The organism is Acuticoccus sp. MNP-M23 (assembly GCF_031195445.1).
In the GTDB taxonomy this organism is placed as follows: Bacteria; Pseudomonadota; Alphaproteobacteria; order Rhizobiales; family Amorphaceae; genus Acuticoccus.
Genome location: NZ_CP133480.1, coordinates 3507548 through 3524566, shown reverse-complemented (window position 1 = coordinate 3524566; position 17019 = coordinate 3507548). Strand labels below are relative to the sequence as shown.

Here is a 17019-nt window from a genome sequence, read left to right as displayed (position 1 = left end):
GTGGCGGCGTGTCTGCGACAGCCGCCACGAGATCGTTGTCAGCGCGGGGTGCGCTTGGTTTCCTTCTTGGGACGGGCGGGACCGGCACGCGTTGCCGCGGCAGCATCCTTCGAAGCGCTGGAACGGCCCGACGAGAACGGACCGGTCGGCTTGGGCGTGTACGGAATGCGGCTGCGGGCCGGCTTCTTGTCCTCGGATATTTCTTCCATCACCTGGACGTAGGCAAGCACTGCAAACAGGGCCGTACCGCCGATCATGTTGCCGACCAGCGCCGGAACAATCAGCCCGTAAACGAGCCACGCGCCATCCACCTTGCCGTCGAGGTAGAGCAGGAAGCCTTCGCCGGAGCCGGCAATGACGTGGGTAAAGTCGCCAAGAGCGATGAGATAGGTGATGAAGAAGATCATCAAAAACTCGCCGCCACGCAGCGTCGGCATGCACCACACCAGGGCCGCAATCAGGAACCCGGCGATGATGCCGTAGCGCAGCGTCTCGAACGGGGTGTTCTCCATCACCTTGCTGGACACTTCCAGGATGGCATGAAGCTGGTCGGGCCGGACGATCTCGCCGTAGGTGAGCGTGAAGGCGGCCACGAACGTGCCGATGAGGTTTGCGGTGAAGACCACGCTCCACAACCGACCGGTGCGCATGAAGGCGCGCTTGGTGGGGTTGGCGAGGAGCGGCAGGACGGGGGTGATGGTGTCCTCGGTGAACAGCTGCATCCGCCCGATGATCACGATCAGGAAGCCGAATGTGTAGCCGATGTCCGCAATCAGCTCGGCGCCCTGGAACTTGGGCAGCTCGTGGTGGATGAGCCCCTCGCCAATCACCGACATCATCAAGATGAGGCCAGCGGAGATGCCGGAGCCCATGAGCGAGATGAACGGACGGTTGAGTTCTTCAAGACCCCGTGCACTGATTGAAGCATAGACAACTGGCGCGCGCGGACCCGCACGCTCCATTGCATCAATTTCTTCGCCCTTGCTCAGACTCTGGATCGCGGGATCCACGTCTTCGCCATTGTCTTTGGGGGGCGTATTCTTTTCCATTCGGCTCCGCCTATTTTATATCTTGGCACGGACCGACGGGGAAGCGCCGGCACAGCACAGTTCCGGCCACACGACTGAAAACGAGGTTTGGTTTGTTTCGTTCCGCATGACTTAGCCCTGTCGTGCCGCTGCGGCATTGTGCCATCGCTGCCGACCGCGATGGATGGCGCCGCAATTTCGCGTGTCTTGGTGCTGGTCGTCCGGGCTGGACGATGGGCCGCAGCCGTCCGCTGACAGCGGGGTCCTGCCAGCGTTCTTGCGGCGCAGCCGGGGCGTGGCTGGCGCACGGTCAATGGAAATTCCGCCCCTTGGGCAGCGCCTTGCGAACCCCGCGCTGCCCCTGTCGCGGTGCCCCCAGATTTGACAGGTCGGCGGCCGCCGAACGCGCCGTCCCCCAGACCGCGGACGGGGCCGCCCCGCCCTGCGCCAGGGCACGGTTTTCCGCCAGAAGAGCCGCCACATCGTCGGTGAGTTCGGGAACATCAGTGGCAAGACGCGCCAGCTTGGAGCGCGGTTTCACCACCGTGCGCATGTCGACACTCGGGCGCTTCACCTCGTCGGCCCGGTCCAGAACGTCGATCTCCGCGCTGCCTTCCACCATCTCGTTCAGGAGCGGCGTGCAGTCTTCCAGCGCACTTGCAACAATATGGACGACCCCGTCCTGGCTCTGCACACGTCCCGTCACCTTGATGAAGCGCGCGCCCAGCACAACCTGCCGGTGCGCCTCGAACACCTTCGGCCAGATGATGGCATTGGCGATGCCCGTCTCGTCCTCCAGCGTCATGAAGATCACGCCCTTGGCCGACCCCGGCCGCTGACGGACGAGCACAAGCCCGGCCACCTGGAGCGTGCGCCCGGCCGCCCCCCGGCGCGACAGGACCTCGGCCGGTACCACGCGGCGCTGGCGCAGCGCATCGCGCACGAAGGATGCCGGGTGTGCCTTGAGGGAGAGCGACAGGAAGCGATAGTCGTGGATCACCTCTTCTCCGGGCGGCATCGGCGGCAGGACGGCTGCGGCTTCCTTCTGGAGGTCGTGCCATTCGGCCGCTGCAAAAAGCGGCAGGTCCTCTGCCCGGCCGGCCTTGTCGAGCCCGTGGGCGGCCCACAGCGCATCGCGCCGCGAAAGGCCGAGCGAGCCGAACGCGTCGGCATCGGCCAGCCGCTCGATGGCGGCACGCTTGAGGCCGGTGCGCAGCCACACGTCGCGCACGGAATCGTAGCCCCGCCCACGCCGTTCCACCAGCACGGCCATGTCCGTCTCGGCCAGCCCCTTCACCTGCCTCAACCCCAGGCGGACCGCCCGCCGCGAGCGGATCGCCTTTTCCATGGAGAGGTGGTCGCGGGCAAGGCGCGTTGCCGCTGGGGGTCCTGGTTCAAGCGTGCAGTCCCAGTCGGAGTGGTTGATGTCGACCGGGCGCACCGCGACGCCGTGCTGGCGCGCATCGCGCACGATCTGCGCCGGGGCATAAAAGCCCATGGGCTGGCTGTTGAGGAGCGCTGCGCAGAACACGTCCGGATAATGGCACTTCAGCCAGCACGAGGCGTAGACCAGCAGCGCAAAACTCGCCGCATGGCTTTCGGGAAAACCATATTCGCCAAACCCCTCGATCTGCTTGAAACAACGCTCGGCAAAATCGGGATCGTAGCCCTTGGCCTTCATGCCCTCGACCATCTTGGTCTGGAAGGTGCCGATGGTGCCGACCTTCTTGAAGGTGGCCATGGCCCGGCGGAGCTGGTCAGCCTCGCTGGGGGTGAAGCCTGCCCCGACGATCGCAATGCGCATGGCCTGCTCCTGGAAGAGCGGCACGCCCAGCGTCTTGGACAGCACCGCCTCCAGTTCGCGCGAAGGATAAGTGACCTTCTCCAGCCCTTGCCGGCGCCTCAGATAGGGGTGCACCATGTCCCCCTGGATCGGCCCCGGCCGCACGATCGCCACCTCGATAACGAGATCGTAGAAGGTGCGCGGCCTGAGACGCGGCAGCATGGTCATCTGCGCGCGGCTCTCGATCTGAAAAACGCCCAGCGTGTCGGCCCGGCAGATCATGTCGTAGACTTCTGGGTCTTCGGGCGGGATGGTCGCCAGCGTCACCGGCCAGCGGCGGTATTGGGGCACGCCCTCGCCGTCCGCCGGCGGCGGGGCGTCGTTTTCGTAGTCCGGCGCAGGCTCGCTAGCGTTTGCCGGCGTTTCCATGGTGCCAGCCGGCACGGCACGGCTGAAGGGCGCCGCGTGATCTGCGGCCACGATGTTCGGAAAATCGCTCGCATAGTGCTTGGCAAGGAGGGTGAGGCCCTTGCGCAGACAGGTCAGCATCCCGAGGGCAAGCACATCGATCTTCAGGATGCCGAGGGCGTCGATGTCGTCCTTGTCCCATTCGATGTTGGTGCGCCCATCCATCGCTGCTCTGGTGATGGGCACCAGCTCGTCAAGCCGCCCGCGCGTGATCACGAAACCGCCCACGTGCTGGGAGAGATGCCGCGGAAAGCCTGCAATTTCGTGAGTGAGGCGCACCAGATGCCGGATCCGGCTGTCGTGCGGAGAAAGGCCGGCGCGCGCGGCATCCTGCGCCGCCACTCCCTGGCTCGACCAGCCCCAGATCGTGCCCGACAGGGCCGACACGGCGTCTTCCGAAAACCCCAGCGCCTTGCCCACCTCGCGTGCTGCCGAACGGGCGCGATAGGTGATGATGGTGGCTGCGATGCCGGCCCGTTCGCGGCCATATTTCTCGTAGATGTACTGGATCACCTCCTCGCGCCGCTCATGCTCGAAATCGACATCGATGTCCGGCGGCTCGCGCCGCTCGGGCGAGATGAAACGCTCGAACAGGAGATCGCCGCGCACGGGGTCCACCTCCGTGATGCCAAGGCAGAAGCAAACGGCGGAGTTGGCGGCCGACCCGCGCCCCTGCGCCAGGATCCCGCGCGAACGCGCAAAGCGCACCACATCGTAGACGGTGATGAAATAGGGAGCGTAATCAAGGTTTTCGATGAGAGCGAGTTCGTGCTCCAAAGCCCTCGCCACATGGATGGGGAGCGCGTCGGGATAACGTTTGGCGGCGCCGTCCCAGGTGAGGCGCACAAGCGTTTCCTGCGGTGTGCGGCCCGGATCCGTCGGCTCTTCGGGGTATTCGTAGCGCAGCTCATCCAGCGAAAAGCCGATCTGCGACAACACCCTTTGCCCCTCGCCCAGTGCATCCGGGACGTTGTGAAACAGGCGCGCCATTTCGGCTGCACTCTTGATGTGGCGCTCCGCATTGGCATTGAGGAGCCGGCCCGCCCGCTCCACACTGGTATGCTCGCGGATGGCGGTCAGCACATCTTGCAGCTGCCGCCGTTCAGGCGCGTGGTAAAGTGGCAGGTTGGTGGCCAGCGGACGCAACCCGAACGCCTGGCAAAAGCCTGCCTGGGCGGTCAGTAGCCGCGCGTCGGCGCCATTGTAGGTGGGGGACATGGCAAGGCGCAGCGGGATGTCGTGATCGCAAAGACGGCGCGCCAGCAGCGCGATCGCCTCCGGACCGGCACTGCCAGCAATCGGCGCCAGAACAAGGCCGGCAGACCATTCCTCCAGATCGCCCATGTTGAGGCGGCAGTCCCCCTTGCCGCCCCGCATGTTGCCGACCGTGAGCATCCGGCACAAACGGCCATAAGCGGCGCGATCGGTTGGCCAGGCGAGCACATCCGGCGTGCCATCGGCAAAGGAAAGCCGCGTGCCGACAGCACTTTTGAGGCCCACGTCCCGGGCTGCCAGATGGCAGCGTACCACCCCCGCAAGCGTGTTGCGGTCACACACCGCAAGACCGGCGTAGCCCGAGGCAGCGGCGGCAACCACCAGCTCCTCGGGGTGGGATGCCCCGTGCAGGAACGAGAAATTGCTTGCTGCCCCAAGCTCGACAAAAGTCTCCCTCATGCAAACAGACCATGCATGAACCACCGGTTTTCCTGAGGCTCACGCCCGTAAAGCCCCTGCCGGAAAATCCAGAACCGGCGCCCCTCCTGATCCTCCACCGCATAATAGTCGCAAGTTCTGTCTGTTTCGCTTTGCCACCATTTGGGGGCGATCCGCTCAGGTCCCTCGGCTGCCACAACCTCATGATAGACCCGCCGCCAAATGAAGCGCATCGGCGGCCCGTCCGGCACACTCACCAGCGCCTCGATGGGCTCTGGCGGCGAGAACAACGTCACCGGCCTGCGCGGGCGCCCCCCTTCGCCGTGCGCGCTCCAGGCCGCATCCTCCCGCATACGGCAGGCCTCCGGCCAAGGCGGCGGCACCAGCATGTCCTGGGCCGGTACGCGGCAGTCAGCCTCGATGGGGTCGTGGGTATCGACCGGAACGAAGCGCTGCACCGCATGCTTGCCGAGGCGAACGCTCAACGTATCGATCAGGCTCGAAAGACCCTCCAGAATGGCTGCATCACCGTAAAGATCGTTCTGAATGCCTTCGGTCCGTCCAGTTTCGCTGGCGCTGAGACGGATCAGATCGATGCCGCTATCGGTCTCGATCCGGGCTGAAAGCGCTTCGAGTTTCGGGGCGAACAGCGCGGCGATGCGGGCAGGATCAGCCAGAGCTTCGCTGGCGCCGATGCGCGCATCGCGCACGACCCCGTCGCTATGGAAAAGATGGAGCACAAACCGCCGCGCGCCCTCCCCGCGCCCCTGAAGCGACTGGCAAAGGGTGCCGGCAAGCGTCTTCACCGTGGCGCCGATGCCGTCGATGCTGATGAGCGGCTCGGGAAAACGGCGTTCTGCCAGCATGGGCGCCACGGGGGATAATGGCGAGATGGCTTCGCGCTCAAGTCCGCTCACCTGGTCGATCCGGCGCGCCACCGCAGGTCCGAACCTGCGGATCAGCGGACCGCGGGGTTGCGCCAGAAGCGCGCCCACTGTCTTGATACCAAGACGGTTCAGAACCCCTGCAGCCTCCACGTCGAGCCGCAGCGCCTCGACGCGAAGGTCCTTTATTGCGGCAGGGCCTGCCCCGGCAGCAAGGACCCCGCCCGGCCCAAAGCGCGCCTGCGCCCAGGCGAGCGAAGGATTGTCCGCAATGGATGCCGCCGCCTCGATCCCCCAGCCGGCAAGGCGTTCTGAAATATCAGCCAACATGCACGCCTCTCCCCCGAAAAGGTGTGCGCAGCCGGTGACATCCAGAAAAAGCCCAGAGGGCCGGTCCAGACCAACGAAAGGGGTGTAACGCTCCAGCGCGGCGCCAAGCGCCGTCAACGCTGCAAGATCGGCCTCCGGATCGGCAACGTCCACTCTGATTTCGGGACAGAGCGCGCGTGCTTCGGAAAGGCTTGTTCCGGGGGCGATCCGGTTTGCTTCACCAAGCGCATCGACCGCTTCGACCAGGAAGGCCCCCTTTATCTTTGAAACAACCACTTGCGGCCGCACAGTCGGCATTGCCTGAACCGCACTGCCGGCAAGCCTTTCACCCGTTTCGAAACCTTGCTGGGGCTGCTCGTGAAATCCAGCGGAGGATGAAACACAATCCCTCCCTTTAATGCCGACTATGTCTCCGCTTGCCCGCTCCTCCTGGCGCTTGCGCAAACGCGCAAGACGGTCGGTCGGCAACCTTCGCAGCCAGACATGCATAATTCTTCGCGCATCGTTTTTGTCTGCGGACAAGGCCACCATCACAACCTCTCCGCAGACGGAACACGCCGCCGCATCGTTTTTGCAAAAGGCACCACGACGGTGTCGACGGCACTTCTTTCGGGAAGAGCACTTCCGGCCCAGGGGTCTCTTTTGCACTGAACCGCACCCGCGACTGCCTCGCGCCTGAAATTAACCTCAGATTGCATTTCGTATAGAGATGACGCCACAGGATCATACCCCAAAACAAAGCTTCGACATGATCCCTTTTTGTTCTTTATCTGATCCAGCTTCCAGCACGGATTGCCGCCGTTGATCCATTGCCGCGAAGAGGTCACGCCCTGACTTGGTGCATGGGATATATTCCAGTGGGACACGGCTGACGTCGGAAATTGTGGGCTATCAATCGCAAGAAGATAAACAGGCAAACTGCTTTTCTCACTGCGCAGCGATATTCTCCGCGTGAATTTCAGGTCTAGTGACGACTTACAGTGAAAAACACCTGAAACACCTGTCACCACGGGTGATGCAATCGCCTCTTCCATGACCCAGAACATTTCCACTAGGGTTCTGACTGCAACAACAACAGTCTGACCAACTGTTCTGGAAACATCATATAATCCCGGGCCGTATAAAGAGCCTGCTTCACCTGACGTGAAGTCATGGAAAACCCAGACAAAAACGCCTTTATTTTTCAGTGTCGCAATCAATGACACGAGAAAGCCAATAGAGGCGGCCGTCTCAGCCATTGTTTCTGAACGCAAAAGGTGAAGCCCCTGACGAAACTCAGTCAGGTCTGGCGCAGCTGTTCGCCCTGACGACGACTGGACGGACCCAGCCGACTGGCCAATTCGAAGCTGGGTCACAGGGCGAGACATGGCGGCCTATTGGTTAATGTTCCTCATATGACCCCACTACCACCCAAAAATAGAACGCTTGTCAAGCGGCCAAATACAATCTAAAAGAGAACAACGAGATCAGGGCAAGAACACGGACCTGCAGGACGCATGCGACATTTTCATCGCCCTCTACAATGCACGCAGGACCTTTGCAGGGGCCTCTCCAAGTGCGCGCCACGTCCCCACCAGGCCGAGACCCACCGTCACTACAACGGCAACAACCGTTGCGCTGATCGCTGTCAGCGGCATGAAGACAAAGGTCAGCTCCATCAGGTCGACCGCAATGAAGCGCGCCGCCGCAGTCCCCGCAAGGATGCCGAACAACGCCGCGACCAGGCCGAGGATCGCATATTCAAGAGCAAAAGCTGCCACCAGCGTCCGCCGCCGGGCGCCCAGTGTCTTCAAGATGACAGCATCATAAATGCGCGTCCGATGGCTTGCCGCCAAAGTCCCCGCAAGAACCAGGATCGACGAGAAAAGCGTAACGGCCGCAGCGGCGCGGATCGCAATCGTCAGATCCGATATCACGTCGTTGACCGCCTCCAGCGCATCTTTAACGCGGATTGTCGTCACCGTTGGAAAAGCCTCGCTGATCTCGCCCAGCAACGCGATTTCCTGCGCCTCGTCCCCGCCCTCCTTGTAGGTGAGTGTCGCAAGATGGGCGTGCGGCGCCCCGGCAAACACGTTGGGCGAAAAGATCATCACAAAGTTGATCGCAAGGGACTCCCACTCCACCGTTCGCAAATTGGTGATGGTCGCCTCCACCTCGCGGCCCAGCACGTTGACGCGCACCACGTCGCCAAGCGTGACCCCAAGTTCGCGGGCAAGCTCCGCCGCAAACGAAACCTCGTTGCCTTCCGGCATCGGCGCGCCCCACCACTCCCCTTCCACAACCTCGCTTTCAGCTGGCAGGTCCGCAGCGTAGGTGATCCCGCGGTCCCCCCTCAGAACCCAGGACGCCTCGGTGTCCGGCCAGTCTTCACTCAGCGTGCCGTTCAGCGACACGATCCGGCCCCGCAACATCGGCTGCGCACGAACCTCGGCCTCCGGCGCCAACTCATCCAGTTTCTGTACGAAGGCGTCCTTCTGCGCATTCTGAATGTCCACGAAGAAAAAGCTTGGCGCCTGCTCGGGCAAGCGAGACAGCAGCGTGCTGCGCAAATTGCCGTCCACCAGCGAGAGCGTGACCAGCAAGGTCAAGCTGAGCCCGAGCGACAGCACCACCGTCGGCGTGAGAGCGCCGCGCCGGTGAATATTCCCGACCGCCAGCCGGACCACAGTGGACTGGCTCTTGGGCAAGGCTCGGAAAATGACCGTAACGAGCGAGGCAACAAGCCTGAGGCAGACAAATACGCCAATCGCACCCGCAATATACATTGCCGCCAACCAGCGGTCATATGCGGCAATCACCGCAAGCCCGCCCAGAACAGCCAGCGAAACTGCGCTCGCAACCATGAACATGGTTGTCTGCGCCCCGGCACCGCCCTCCTGGTCGTCCCGGAACAGCGCAGACGGACGAACGGCATAGACCGTGCGCAGCGGCCAGATTGCAAACGTGACCGCTGTCAGGAGGCCGTACAGCGCAGCAAGCCCCAGCGCCCCGGGAAAGAGCCGAAAAAGCCCCGATACAGGCAAAAAATCTGCCAGCAACCAACCCGCAAACGGCGGAGCAAGTGCCCCCAGACACAGCCCGATCGCAATCCCGATCGACGCCAGGATCAGGACCTGAATAAAATAAGTGCCGAGCACGATCCGGCCGGACGCCCCCATTGCGCGCAGCACCGCAATCGTTTCCCGTTTGCGCGACAGGTAGGCGCGGACCGAATTGGCGACACCAACGCCGCCGACCGCCAGCGAGGTCAGGCCCACGAGTGTCAGAAACTGGGCGAACCGGTCGATGGACCTTCGCAAACCGGGCGCTGCTTCGGTGCGGGTCTCGATCCGCCAACCGGCCGACGGAAAAGCCTTTTCCGCGTCCGCCACCAGTGTTTCGAGCGATTGGTCATCGAACGGACCGTCCTCGCCGGCAACCCTGTAACGCCAGCGTACGAGACTTCCCGTGTCCACAAGCCCCGACCCCGCCAGAGCCTCCACCGGCAACATCACGCGCGGCCCGAAACCGATCCCCCCGGAAAGCCTGTCCGGTTCACGCTGCATGACATCGGCAACGTAAACATCCAGCCGCCCAAGCGAAAACGGATCCCCGACCGCAATCTTCATCGTCTCCAGAAAGGACGGCTCCACCACGACGGGGATAGGACTGCCGTCTTGCGCAAACACCGCGCCGAGGCGCTCGCCAGACTGAAGGACCGTGTCGCCATAAAGGGGATAGGCGCTGTCGACCCCCTTCAGCTCGACCAGGGTCTGACGGCGGTCGGCCGTCCGCGCCATCGCGCGCAATGTTGCAACCGTGGACACCTGACCGCGCTGCTGAAGATAGCCAAGTTCCTCGGGGCTTGCTTGCCGGTGCACGAGCGAAAAACTGACGTCACCCCCCAGCAGAGCCTGGCCTTCGGCCCGGATCCCGTCGGTCAGCCCATAGGCCAAGGAGTTTACCGCAGCGATCGTCCCCGTTCCGAGCGCGATGCAGGCCAGAAAGACGTAGAAGCCGCGCAAACCACCGCGCATCTCGCGCAACGCAAGGCGCAAAGAAAGCGCAGAACGGGGCCGGCTCACAGCAACGCCCGGTGCAGTGTCGACGTTTGCAATCGTCACGCGGGCTCTCCCGCTTTCAGGTGCGGGGAAAGCTGGCCCTCGCTGACACGCACGGTGTGGTCACAGCGTGCCGCAAGTGCCAGATCATGCGTGACGAGAACAAGCGTCTGGCCCCGCGCCGCCGCTGTCTGGAACATGAGGTCTGCAATATCTTCGCCGGTCTTTTCGTCGAGGTTGCCGGTGGGCTCGTCTGCGAGAAGGACTGCGGGGCGCGGGGCGAGCGCGCGCGCGATTGCCACGCGCTGCTGCTCGCCACCGGAAAGCGCCCCCGGATAATGGGATGCACGCTCTGCCAGCCCCACCTGTGCAAGCTCCTCGGCGGCGCGGTCAAACGCATCGCGCGCGCCTGCAAGCTCCAATGGAACAGCCACATTTTCAAGCGCCGTCATTGTTGGAATGAGGTGGAAGGACTGGAAGACGATCCCGAGGGAGCGCCCCCGAAACGCGGTGAGTTCGTCCTCACCCATGGCGGCAATATCGGCCCCGTCGATCAGCACCTCGCCCTTCTGGGCGCGTTCAAGGCCGCCCAACACCATCAGAAGCGTGGATTTTCCCGAACCCGACGGCCCGGTGACCGCGACCGACCGGCCGCGCACCACGGAAAGGTCAGCGCCCTTCAGGATCGAGACTGCAGCCGGACCACGACCGAGCGTCAGCCAGACATTTCGCATCTCGATGACGTTGTCTTCTGCCATGATTATTTCCGACCTGACCTGCTGATGACGATCCTGGCGCCGCTCCCGCAAGAAGCCGCTCAGACCCAGACATATCCCGCCAGCTCTCGAGCGCAATTGCGGCCGACCGTCTCGCTGCACGCGCGCCCCTGTTTCCGCCTGCCTGATGCTGCCGCACCGGGCACGGCGCGAGCGAAGCTGAAAGCACGCAGCGCGCCAGTTTCCGAGGTTACCGCTGTCAGGCAGAGAGTGCCTATGGAAACCGACTTGCGTCCGGCCTTCGTGCAGGGAAGGAGAATGCGCCGCTGGCGGCCACAACCGCATGGGTGGCACAATTGGCAAGAATCATGTGGCTTATCGGACACGTTCCCACGAGAACGGTCGGCACGGCTTGCAGCGGGCGTTGGCGTTTGTGATGACAGGCTGTGGCTACAGCAAACGGAGGTCCATCATGATCGTGCGATTAGTCCTCGCCCTTCTTTTGACGATGAACCTTGCAGTTGGCACTGCCAGCGCGGCGGATCTCGCGGCCGAACCCATTCAGAAAAAGCGCAACATATTCGGCCGGTGCAGCACGCTGAACCAGATCTGGATTTTCGGCGATCCGACCGAGTGTCCCGGCGACGAAACCGTTCCCGAATGCAGCGCCAAGAGCGTTGTCAGCGCTGCATTGCGGTTCGCAAACCGGGCAGACCCTGCCTACCGGGTGCCGCGAGTGCGTACTCTCGTCCCCGTGCGCGAGGTTCCCGATACCGTCTACAATCCGAGCCCGCTCACACGGCGCTACTGCCTTGCATCCGTTGCGCTGGACAATGGCGCACACGCCACTGCCCACTACTTCATCGAAGAAGACTCCGGCTTTGTCGGCCTCTCCTGGTCGGTTTATGTCTGCATCTCCGGCTACGACGACTGGCGCGTCTACGACGGGCGCTGCCGGGTCACAAAGCCTGCGTCGGTGAATTAGATCGAGCCGGTTTCGTCCTTCCGCAACGCCAGCGCTTTCCTTGCAGCGCTGGCGTGGCTTTGCCTTCTTCCGGCAATGGCTGCGGGCGCCGACGATCCTGTCGATCACTACATTCTGGCACTGTCGTGGTCGCCAACCTATTGCGCGGGGCGCGCGCCGTCGGATGCCCCGCTCCAGTGTGCGCTGGATGCCGACCGGACATTCATCGTGCACGGCCTCTGGCCGAACACCCGGAGAGATGCGCCGGAATTTTGCCGGACGCGCGAACGCCGGCCGAGCCGGCGCCTGATCAATTCGATGCTGGACATCATGCCGAGCCGCGGGCTCATCGGGTACCAGTGGAAGAAGCACGGGACCTGCTCCGGCCTCCGGCCAGACGCCTATTTCGACCTGATGCGGCGTGCCGCGGCGAAGGTGCAGATCCCGGCGGGGCTTCAGATGATCAACCAGCCCCTCTCCGTACGGCCGGCAGTCTTGCGCGAAGCATTCCTCCGCGCCAACCCGGCGATGGACGAGAGCGATTTTTATGTTCGTTGCAGGGGCGACGATCTGATCGACGTGCGGATCTGCCTTTCGCCGGCGCTCGGCTTCGTCGCCTGCCCCAACGTGCGAGCCCGCCGATGCCGCAGCCGCCTCCTCGAAATCGATCCGCCGCGGTAAGAAAACAGCGCCCCAACCGCATTTGCCGCCGCCCCCCATCGTGCGGCAAGCGCTCTGGTGAGACCGGCACAATCGGTCCTGCCGTTCTGATTTCGAGCCCGTTCGATCTGCTTTCGGAACTCTTCAACAATCCCCCCACCGGGCGAAAGCCTTACTGTCTGCCCCGCATCTGCCGGACGTGGCGAAACTCAGCGCAGGCCGCGCAAAGACCTCGCCCGGACCGAAACCACCGAACAAAACGTCAGCCACAAGGCGTTGTCGGGAGAGATATTGGCCGTCAGGCGGCGCATCCTTGCGCGAGATCGCTGAGCGGCATGATGTTCAGCAGTTGAACGAACACCGCCACGTCGCCCGATAATCAAGCGCTTGGTGTTGAGGCGCTCCTACTCGCGCATGGCACGGTGAGGCGCGCCCTCCAGCCAAGGGTGGGTTCACGGCCAACCCCGGCTTCGCAAGCGCATTCCTTTCCGGCCCAGCCGCCAATCAGGCCGGTCCTGCCGCAGGTATGGACGGCACCGGCCGATGCTGATTTTCCATCGGATCCGCCAGAGGCAATGTTGCGTTGCAACATCATCCCCGTTACCAAAGGGTTCCGCCGCTGACAGGGGTGCGACCGGCTGTCGTGCATCGTCGGCCGACATCAGATCCCCATTTCCGCAGATACGGCACCGCGCCTGGCGCGCCCGGCCGCTGCGACTGCAGTCTGGACCGCCATGCCCTCCTTGCAAGCCTACCGTCAGCAATGGTTCGGGAACATCCGCGGCGATGTTCTGTCCGGGCTCGTTGTCGCGCTGGCGCTGATCCCCGAAGCGATCGCCTTTTCCATCATCGCCGGCGTCGACCCCAAGGTCGGCCTCTATGCCTCCTTCTCGATCGCTGTCATCACCGCGTTCGTTGGCGGCCGTCCGGGGATGATCTCGGCAGCAACAGCCGCCACCGCCGTGCTGATGGTGACCTTGGTGCGCGACCACGGCCTCCAGTACCTTCTGGCCGCGACCGTGCTTGCCGGCGTCCTTCAGGTGATTGCGGGGCTCTTCAAGCTAGGCGGGCTGATGCAGTTCGTGTCGCGCTCGGTGATGACCGGGTTCGTCAATGCGCTCGCCATTCTCATCTTCATGGCGCAGGTGCCCGAGCTGATCGGCGTGCCCTGGCTCACCTACGTGATGGTCGCCGCGGGGCTCGCCATCATCTACCTCTTCCCGCACATCACCACGGTGATCCCCTCGCCGCTGGTGTGCATCGTCGTCCTCACCAGCGTCGCTATTTTCTTCGGCTTCGATCTGCGCACGGTCGGCGACATGGGCGAACTCCCCTCCACCTTCCCCGTGTTCCTGCTGCCGGACATTCCGCTCAACCTCGATACGCTCCTCATCATCCTGCCCTACTCTGCCGCGGTTGCCGCGGTGGGCCTTCTGGAATCGCTGATGACGGCCACCATCGTCGATGAGCTGACCGACACCCCGTCCGACAAGAATCAGGAGTGCGTCGGCCAGGGCGTTGCCAACTTCTTCACTGCCTTCATTGGCGGCATGGCGGGCTGCGCGATGATCGGCCAGTCCATGATCAACGTGAAATCCGGCGGCCGGGGGCGGCTCTCCACCTTCTGCGCCGGCGTCTTCCTCCTGTTCATGATCGTGATTCTGGGCGACATCGTCAGCCAGATCCCGATGGCGGCGCTGGTGGCCATCATGATCATGGTGTCCATCGGCACGTTCTCCTGGTCGTCGATCAAGAACCTGCGCAGCCATCCGCGCTCGTCTTCGGTGGTCATGCTGTCCACCGTTGCCGTCGTCGTCCTCACCCACAATCTTGCCATCGGCGTTCTGGTGGGCGTGCTCCTCTCTGCGCTTTTCTTTGCGTGGAAGATCGCGCAGATCTTCCGCATCTCGTCGAAACTCTCGCCGGACGGGACGCACCGCACCTACACGGTCGAGGGCCAGGTGTTCTTTGCCTCAGCCGACAAGTTCACCGCAGCATTCGACTTCCGCGAAGCGATCGAGCGGATCACCATCGACGTCAGCCGCGCGCACATCTGGGACATCTCCAGCGTCGCCGCGCTCGACATGGCGGTGCTGAAATTCCGCCGCGAGGGCGCCGAGGTGGACATTCTCGGCCTTAACGAAGCCAGTGAAACCATCGTCGACAGGCTCGGTGTCTATGACAAGCCGGGCGCGCTGGACGAACTCCTCGGCCATTAACAGACTCATTCGTCCGACAATTCGGGCTGGCGTTTTGCGCACCAGCCTACTTAAGTTGCAGTGCCGCGGGTGCCGAACGCGGCTGCGCATCGGGAGACATTGATGAAGCTAGTCGCGCTGGTCGACGGCTCGACCTACACACGCAGCGTTGCCGACCATGCCGCCTGGATTGTCGGGCGGACCGGGGCAACGCTGGATCTGCTCCACGCCATCGGCCGCCGGGAAACCTCCAGCGCGCCGACGAACCTGTCCGGCAGCATCAGCCTTGGTGCCCGCACGGCCCTGTTGCAGGAGCTTTCGACGCTGGACGAGCAGCGGGCAAGGCTGGCGCAAAAGCGTGGCCGCGCCATCCTCGACGATGTCGCCGAGCTTTTGTCCGAAGCCGGTGTGACGGCAACGCCAAGGCTTCGCACCGGAGACCTCATCGAGGCCATCGAGGATGCGGAGAGCGACGTCGACATGATTGTGGTCGGCAAGCGCGGCGAAGCGGCCGATTTTGCCAAGCTCCACCTCGGCTCCAACCTGGAGCGTGTGGTGCGCGGCAGCAAGAAGCCGGTTCTCGTCGCCTCGCGCGCCTTCAAACCCATCAACCGTTTCCTGATTGCATATGATGGCAGCGCAAGCGCCATGCGGGCAGTCGACCATGTGGCCCGCAGCCCGCTGTTCTCAGGGCTCGAATGCCACATCGTCACCGTCGGCGAGGACAAGACCGAGACGCGCCGCAAGCTGGAGGGCGCTGTCGCACTCCTGAAAGGCGGCGGCCACACGGTTACGGCCTCTGTCGTACCCGGCCAGCCGGAGCGCGCCATCTCCGCCTACGTGGAGAATGAAGGGATCGACCTTCTGGCGATGGGCAGCCACGGCCACTCGCGCATCCGCCAGTTGATCATCGGTTCGTCGACCACGGCAATGCTGCGGTCCTGCAAGATCCCGATTGTGGTGTTCCGCTAGCAGCAGCAGCACTGGCACCGGCCAAGCGCCGGTGCTGACTAGACCTCCGCCATGTCGGTGCGGGTCAGGCGAAGGCGGGTAACGCGGTTGCGCTCCCTTTCCGCCACCTCGAAGCGCACCCCGTGGAAGGTGAACGCCTGGTTCACCTCCGGGATCATCTGCGCCTCGTGAATGACGAGGCCGGCCGCCGTGGTGGCCTCATCGTCCGGCAATGACCAGTCGAGCGCGCGGTTGAGGTCGCGGATGGTCACGGTGCCGTCGACCAGCACCGAGCCGTCGGTCTGCGGCAGGACGCCCTCGACCACAACGTCGTACTCGTCCTCGATCTCGCCGACGATCTCTTCCAGAATGTCTTCCAGGGTGACGAGGCCCATCACCTCGCCATACTCGTCCACCACCAGCGCAAAGTGGCTCTTGCGCTTGAGGAAGGCGTTGAGCTGGTCGTGCAGGCGCGTGGTGTCCGGCACGAACCAGGGCGGCTTGGCGATGGACGGCACGTCGATCTTCGTCATGTCGCCATGCGCCGCATGAACCGCGCGCAAAAGGTCCTTGGCGTGGAGGACGCCGATGAGGTTGTCGGTCTTGTCCTTCCACAGCGGCATGCGCGTATAGGGCGAGGCGAGCGCCTCCTTCAGGATTTCATCGGCGCTGTCGTCGGCATTCAGCATCCGCATCCGGGTGCGGTGGACCATTACGTCCGACACCTCGATCTCGGCAAGGTCGAGCAGCGCGCCGAGGCGGTCGCGCTCTGCCTTGTGAAGGCCGCCCTCGGCGTGCTGCAGATCCACCGTGCCGCGGATTTCCTCGCGGGCGGACTGAACCGTGTCGGCATCGGCGCGGACGCCGAAGATGCGCAGGATAAGGCGCACGATCTGCTGGACGGTGGAGGTCACCGGCGAGAAGACAACGACGATGACGCGCACGACGGGCGCCACCACCAGCGAAAAGCCCTCGGGTCGCAGGATCGCCAGGGTCTTGGGCAGAACTTCGGAGAAGATCAGCACCAGCGCCGTCATCATGAAGGTGGCGTAGACGATGGCTGCATCGCCGAAGATGCGCAGAAGCGCGCTGGTGGCGAGCGCGGACGCCAGAATGTTGACGAGGTTGTTGCCCACCAGCAGCGCGCCGATGAGCCGCTCGCGCGTCTGCATCAGCTTGGCGGCAATGGCGGCGCGCTTCATCCCCTGCTTTTCCAGCTGAAGAAGGCGCGCGCGGCTGGCCGCCGTCAGCGCCGTCTCCGAGCCCGAGAAGAAGGCCGAAAGGACGAGCAGCACGACGATCGCAAGGCAGGTCAGGAGCAGGTCGATGTCCAGGGTCATGGGA

11 protein-coding genes are annotated in these 17019 nt (G+C 63.7%); 4 read left to right on the top strand and 7 right to left on the bottom strand.

Annotated elements, in window-relative coordinates; all coding sequences use genetic code 11:
• Positions 1 to 38 precede the first annotated feature (38 nt).
• From RDV64_RS16235 to RDV64_RS16210, 6 genes are all read right to left on the bottom strand, one after another.
• A complete protein-coding gene (locus RDV64_RS16235) occupies positions 39 to 1049 on the bottom strand; it encodes a formate/nitrite transporter family protein (RefSeq protein ID WP_309195975.1) in 1011 nt (336 codons plus the stop codon).
• 289 nt (positions 1050 to 1338) lie between these two features.
• Positions 1339 to 4953, bottom strand: coding sequence for a DNA polymerase III subunit alpha (gene dnaE / locus RDV64_RS16230; protein ID WP_309195974.1), 3615 nt, complete (start codon positions 4951 to 4953; stop codon positions 1339 to 1341).
• On the bottom strand, positions 4950 to 6422 hold the full coding sequence (locus RDV64_RS16225; protein ID WP_309195973.1) for a DNA polymerase Y family protein: 1473 nt from the start codon (positions 6420 to 6422) through the stop codon (positions 4950 to 4952). Before RDV64_RS16225 ends, dnaE begins: the two co-directional genes overlap by 4 nt.
• A gap of 254 nt (positions 6423 to 6676) precedes the next feature.
• The gene (locus RDV64_RS16220) at positions 6677 to 7384 is read right to left on the bottom strand and encodes a hypothetical protein (RefSeq protein WP_309195972.1); all 708 of its coding nucleotides are present in this window, start codon (positions 7382 to 7384) and stop codon (positions 6677 to 6679) included.
• 279 nt (positions 7385 to 7663) lie between these two features.
• On the bottom strand, positions 7664 to 10249 hold the full coding sequence (locus RDV64_RS16215; RefSeq protein WP_309195971.1) for an FtsX-like permease family protein: 2586 nt from the start codon (positions 10247 to 10249) through the stop codon (positions 7664 to 7666).
• Complete coding sequence (locus RDV64_RS16210; RefSeq protein ID WP_309195970.1) at positions 10246 to 10944, bottom strand: ATP-binding cassette domain-containing protein; 699 nt, start codon at positions 10942 to 10944, stop codon at positions 10246 to 10248. Before RDV64_RS16210 ends, RDV64_RS16215 begins: the two co-directional genes overlap by 4 nt.
• Positions 10945 to 11374: 430 nt before the next feature.
• Between RDV64_RS16210 and RDV64_RS16205 the strand changes: the two genes are divergently transcribed.
• The 4 genes from RDV64_RS16205 (at position 11375) to RDV64_RS16190 (ending at position 15696) form a co-directional block, all read left to right on the top strand.
• Positions 11375 to 11887: a hypothetical protein gene (locus RDV64_RS16205; RefSeq protein WP_309195968.1), complete on the top strand. Its 513-nt coding sequence runs from the start codon at positions 11375 to 11377 to the stop codon at positions 11885 to 11887.
• 75 nt (positions 11888 to 11962) lie between these two features.
• Positions 11963 to 12547: a ribonuclease T gene (locus RDV64_RS16200; protein WP_309195966.1), complete on the top strand. Its 585-nt coding sequence runs from the start codon at positions 11963 to 11965 to the stop codon at positions 12545 to 12547.
• A 713-nt stretch (positions 12548 to 13260) separates the two neighbouring features.
• Positions 13261 to 14745, top strand: a complete 1485-nt coding sequence (locus RDV64_RS16195; RefSeq protein WP_309195964.1) for a SulP family inorganic anion transporter — start codon at positions 13261 to 13263, stop codon at positions 14743 to 14745.
• Positions 14746 to 14847: 102 nt separating this feature from the next.
• Entirely contained in the window at positions 14848 to 15696 is an 849-nt protein-coding gene (locus RDV64_RS16190; protein WP_309195962.1) for a universal stress protein, read from the top strand.
• Between the two features lie 38 nt (positions 15697 to 15734).
• On the opposite strand, the gene RDV64_RS16185 is transcribed toward RDV64_RS16190, so the two are convergent.
• Complete coding sequence (locus tag RDV64_RS16185; protein WP_309195960.1) at positions 15735 to 17015, bottom strand: HlyC/CorC family transporter; 1281 nt, start codon at positions 17013 to 17015, stop codon at positions 15735 to 15737.
• Positions 17016 to 17019 lie beyond the last annotated feature (4 nt).

Excerpts from the sequence above, each read along its gene's own strand:
- RDV64_RS16235 (WP_309195975.1), bottom strand. The coding sequence starts at position 1,049 with ATGGAAAAGAATACGCCCCCCAAAGACAATGGCGAAGACGTGGATCCC.
- dnaE (WP_309195974.1), bottom strand. The coding sequence starts at position 4,953 with ATGAGGGAGACTTTTGTCGAGCTTGGGGCAGCAAGCAATTTCTCGTTC.
- RDV64_RS16220 (WP_309195972.1), bottom strand. The coding sequence starts at position 7,384 with ATGGCTGAGACGGCCGCCTCTATTGGCTTTCTCGTGTCATTGATTGCG.
- RDV64_RS16210 (WP_309195970.1), bottom strand. The coding sequence starts at position 10,944 with ATGGCAGAAGACAACGTCATCGAGATGCGAAATGTCTGGCTGACGCTC.
- RDV64_RS16205 (WP_309195968.1), top strand. The coding sequence starts at position 11,375 with ATGATCGTGCGATTAGTCCTCGCCCTTCTTTTGACGATGAACCTTGCA.
- RDV64_RS16200 (WP_309195966.1), top strand. The coding sequence starts at position 11,963 with ATGGCTGCGGGCGCCGACGATCCTGTCGATCACTACATTCTGGCACTG.
- RDV64_RS16195 (WP_309195964.1), top strand. The coding sequence starts at position 13,261 with ATGCCCTCCTTGCAAGCCTACCGTCAGCAATGGTTCGGGAACATCCGC.
- RDV64_RS16190 (WP_309195962.1), top strand. The coding sequence starts at position 14,848 with ATGAAGCTAGTCGCGCTGGTCGACGGCTCGACCTACACACGCAGCGTT.
- RDV64_RS16185 (WP_309195960.1), bottom strand. The coding sequence starts at position 17,015 with ATGACCCTGGACATCGACCTGCTCCTGACCTGCCTTGCGATCGTCGTG.